Genomic DNA, 3180 nt, shown 5'->3' on the forward strand with positions numbered 1-3180 from the left:
CCTATGGTGCTCAATGATATTGCGGAAGCAGTAGAAATGCACGAATCGACCATTTCACGAGTCACCACACAAAAATATATGCACACCCCGCGAGGGTTATTTGAACTAAAATACTTCTTCTCTAGCCATGTCAGTACTGACGATGGCGGAGAGTGCTCATCTACAGCCATTCGTGCTTTTATCAAAAAGCTGGTTGCAGCAGAAAACCAGAAAAAACCACTGAGCGACAGTAAAATGGCTCAGCTTCTGGCAGAACAGGGCATAAACGTTGCGCGTCGTACGATTGCAAAATACCGTGAAGCAATGATGATCCCGCCCTCAAACCAACGTAAGAGTTTATAATCTACTAGGCAATGGAGGATTTTTTATGCAAATAAGTCTGACTGGACATCATGTCGAAATCACAGAATCTTTACGTGAATACATCCAAGGTAAATTTTCAAAGCTTGAACGGCACTTCGATCAGATCCATAATGTACACGTTGTGCTCAATGTAGAAAAATTACAACAAAAAGCAGAAGCTAAAATCAACGTTAATGGCGCAGAGATTTTTGCAATGTCAGAAAATACTGATATGTATGCTGCAATAGACGCCCTGATCGATAAACTCGACCGTCAGGTAATTAAACACAAAGAGAAGAATACAAAACACTAACGATGGAACTTTGTACCATTCTGCAGCCGGAATGCACTACCTGTGCCACACCGGGCAGTAAGAAAAAAGTACTGGAACTCATCAGCAATTTAGTCGCTGCCCAGTACCCAACCCTGTCTTCGCAAGAGGTTTTTGAAAGCCTGTTAGCGAGAGAGAAAATGGGTAGCACAGGTATAGGAAATGGCATTGCGATACCTCATGGTCGATTAACGACCATCGATCACCCTATCGCGATATTTATTAAATGTGAAGAAGCCATTGCCTTTGATGCAATAGATAAGCAGCCCGTGGATCTTTTATTTGCTTTGTTAGTACCTGCCGACCAGTGCCAACAACATTTAGGCACGTTATCAAGCATGGCCCAAAAGTTAAGCGATAAGCAAATATTGAAACAGCTTCGCAAAACTCACGACGCAACAGAACTTTATCAGGTTATTACTGCATGAAACTTGTCATAGTATCGGGACGTTCAGGCTCAGGAAAATCCGTTGCCCTGAGAGTATTAGAAGACCTAGGATATTATTGTGTTGATAATTTGCCTTTACCACTTATTGGCACATTATTAGCCCAGCTTAAGGGCAGCAATGATTTGGTTGCGATTAGTGTTGATGTTCGTAACATTGCAGAACAAGGTAAAGTGCTTCAAGACCAATTGGCACTACTTGAGAATGACACTGAAATTATCAGCTTCTTTTTAAATTCCAATGACAAAGTATTGCTTAAACGTTACAGCGAAACACGTCGATTACACCCATTATCTAAAAATCATATTTCACTGCAAGAAGCGATCAAATTAGAAGGCCGTTTACTCGAGCCGATCGCAAAAATTGTTGATCACTACATCGACACTTCTGCACTCAATATCTACGAATTAAGCGACCAAGTTAGGCAAATATTATTAGGCAGTGTTGATAAAGAGTTAGTGATTAACTTTGAATCTTTTGGTTTTAAACACGGAATGCCGACAGAAGCTGACTTTATGTTTGATGTACGCTTTTTACCTAACCCCCACTGGGAAATTGAGCTGCGTCCATTTACGGGTTTAGACGAACCCGTACAAGAGTTTTTAGGGCGTCAGCCATTAGTGAATAAGTTTATTTGGCAAATTGAAAATCTATTTGAAACTTGGATGCCACATCTAGAACGTAACAATCGCAGTTACCTTACCATCGCGATTGGTTGTACTGGTGGTCAGCACCGTTCGGTATATATTGCAGATCAATTAGCAAAACGGTTTAGACAAGGTAGTAAACACACGGTTAATGCTCGTCACAGAGAGTTAAATATCAGTGATACTAATAACTAAGTGAGCATAGGATCGCGTCAATGATCAAACTTGAACGCCAAGTGACCATTTCAAATAAATTGGGATTACATGCCCGTGCAGCAACAAAACTCGCAGTATTAGCTGCAGATTTTGATGCTAACATCACCTTAACTCAAGGTGAAAAAAATGCCAGCGCTGCAAGTGTGCTGGGGTTATTAATGCTTGAAAGTGGTATTGGTAAAATGATTACTGTTACTGCTCAAGGCCCTGATGCTGAAGTGGCATTAAACGCAGTGTGTGATCTCATTAATGCTAAATTTGATGAATCTTGTTAATTTTTAATCGAATTAAATTTATAAATAGCCTGTAATTTGTGAATAGCTGCAGTTACTCATGTTTTAAATAACCGTTATCCTTATTGCATGCGGTCTCTATATGGCTAGGCCATACTAACCAAACTGTCACGACATTGATGATCACCAATAGACATCAGTCCCTCAAAAATATTAGCCCTTAGGTTTATCTCATGCAGTTGATGCCAATCTCATTAGTATCATTCCATTCTGCAGGAGTTTAGCGTTTAACATGATAAAGACAGAGCCGCTTCTAGCAACGGATCCAGTGTAATTCTGCTTCCGTGAAGTGGTACGTCTATAGTATGTAAAGCAGCATTGGCTGCTGCAGAATTTCACCGCAGAAGTATTTAAGTATTCTCTTTCTGCATTTCATCGTCTTACGTAAAGACAGCTATTTCTGCATTTATACGCCTTGAACTGTACAACCTGAGAAACCCAGAATAATTACATACTGAATAATATAAGTATGACGAATAGGAAGTAGATATATGGGTAAAGAGTACCTAGACAATGAGATAACAGAGCAACGTCTCAATCAACTGGTTCAAGCGCTAGACAGCGGCCTGTTTGTTCACGCCCGTAACATGCTACATACCATGTCACCTAACGATGTCGCCCTTATTCTCGAATCATCACCGCCCAAAAATCGTCAGGTGCTATGGCAACTTATTGATCAACAATATGCTGGTGAAATTCTTGATGAGTTAGGCGAAGAACTTAAAGACTCCCTAATTAGCAGCATGACCCCAGAGAAGCTTGCCCAGGCCACAATAGGCATGGATACAGATGATCTCGCCTATATTCTTCGTAGTTTACCCGATGATGTTTACAAGAAAGTACTCAAATCAATGCGAAGCCAAGACAGAGATAGAGTAGAGCAAGCATTGCGTTACCCGGATGAT

Annotated in this window: 5 protein-coding genes and 1 pseudogene; all 6 read left to right on the plus strand. The window is 40.7% G+C overall.

Translation table 11 applies throughout. The features are described 5' to 3' along the window. Positions 1-342 (plus strand): annotated as a pseudogene (locus tag CXF78_RS18150) (RNA polymerase factor sigma-54); the annotation flags it as partial. A gap of 25 nt (positions 343-367) precedes the next feature. After that, entirely contained in the window at positions 368-655 is a 288-nt protein-coding gene (gene hpf / locus CXF78_RS18155; protein WP_102037549.1) for a ribosome hibernation promoting factor, read from the plus strand. Between the two features lie 2 nt (positions 656-657). Next, positions 658-1101: a PTS IIA-like nitrogen regulatory protein PtsN gene (gene ptsN / locus CXF78_RS18160; RefSeq protein ID WP_011638816.1), complete on the plus strand. Its 444-nt coding sequence runs from the start codon at positions 658-660 to the stop codon at positions 1099-1101. Then, a complete protein-coding gene (gene rapZ / locus CXF78_RS18165; protein WP_011638817.1) occupies positions 1098-1961 on the plus strand; it encodes an RNase adapter RapZ in 864 nt (287 codons plus the stop codon). The genes ptsN and rapZ overlap by 4 nt, the downstream gene beginning before the upstream one ends. Positions 1962-1981: 20 nt before the next feature. Further along, positions 1982-2257 carry an HPr family phosphocarrier protein gene (locus CXF78_RS18170; protein ID WP_011638818.1) on the plus strand — a complete coding sequence of 92 codons (276 nt, stop codon included), beginning with the start codon at positions 1982-1984 and terminating at the stop codon, positions 2255-2257. A 509-nt stretch (positions 2258-2766) separates the two neighbouring features. Further along, positions 2767-3180: magnesium transporter MgtE N-terminal domain-containing protein (locus CXF78_RS18175; RefSeq protein ID WP_374702306.1), on the plus strand; the 414-nt coding region annotated here is incomplete at its 3' end.

Origin of the sequence: Shewanella sp. 11B5 (assembly GCF_002836795.1) — a bacterium.
Classification (GTDB): domain Bacteria; phylum Pseudomonadota; class Gammaproteobacteria; order Enterobacterales; family Shewanellaceae; genus Shewanella; species Shewanella frigidimarina.

Bases quoted from the DNA above. Each gene is read 5' to 3' on its own strand.
- rapZ (WP_011638817.1), top strand. From the start codon at position 1,098: ATGAAACTTGTCATAGTATCGGGACGTTCAGGCTCAGGAAAATCCGTT.
- CXF78_RS18170 (WP_011638818.1), top strand. From the start codon at position 1,982: ATGATCAAACTTGAACGCCAAGTGACCATTTCAAATAAATTGGGATTA.
- ptsN (WP_011638816.1), top strand. From the start codon at position 658: ATGGAACTTTGTACCATTCTGCAGCCGGAATGCACTACCTGTGCCACA.
- hpf (WP_102037549.1), top strand. From the start codon at position 368: ATGCAAATAAGTCTGACTGGACATCATGTCGAAATCACAGAATCTTTA.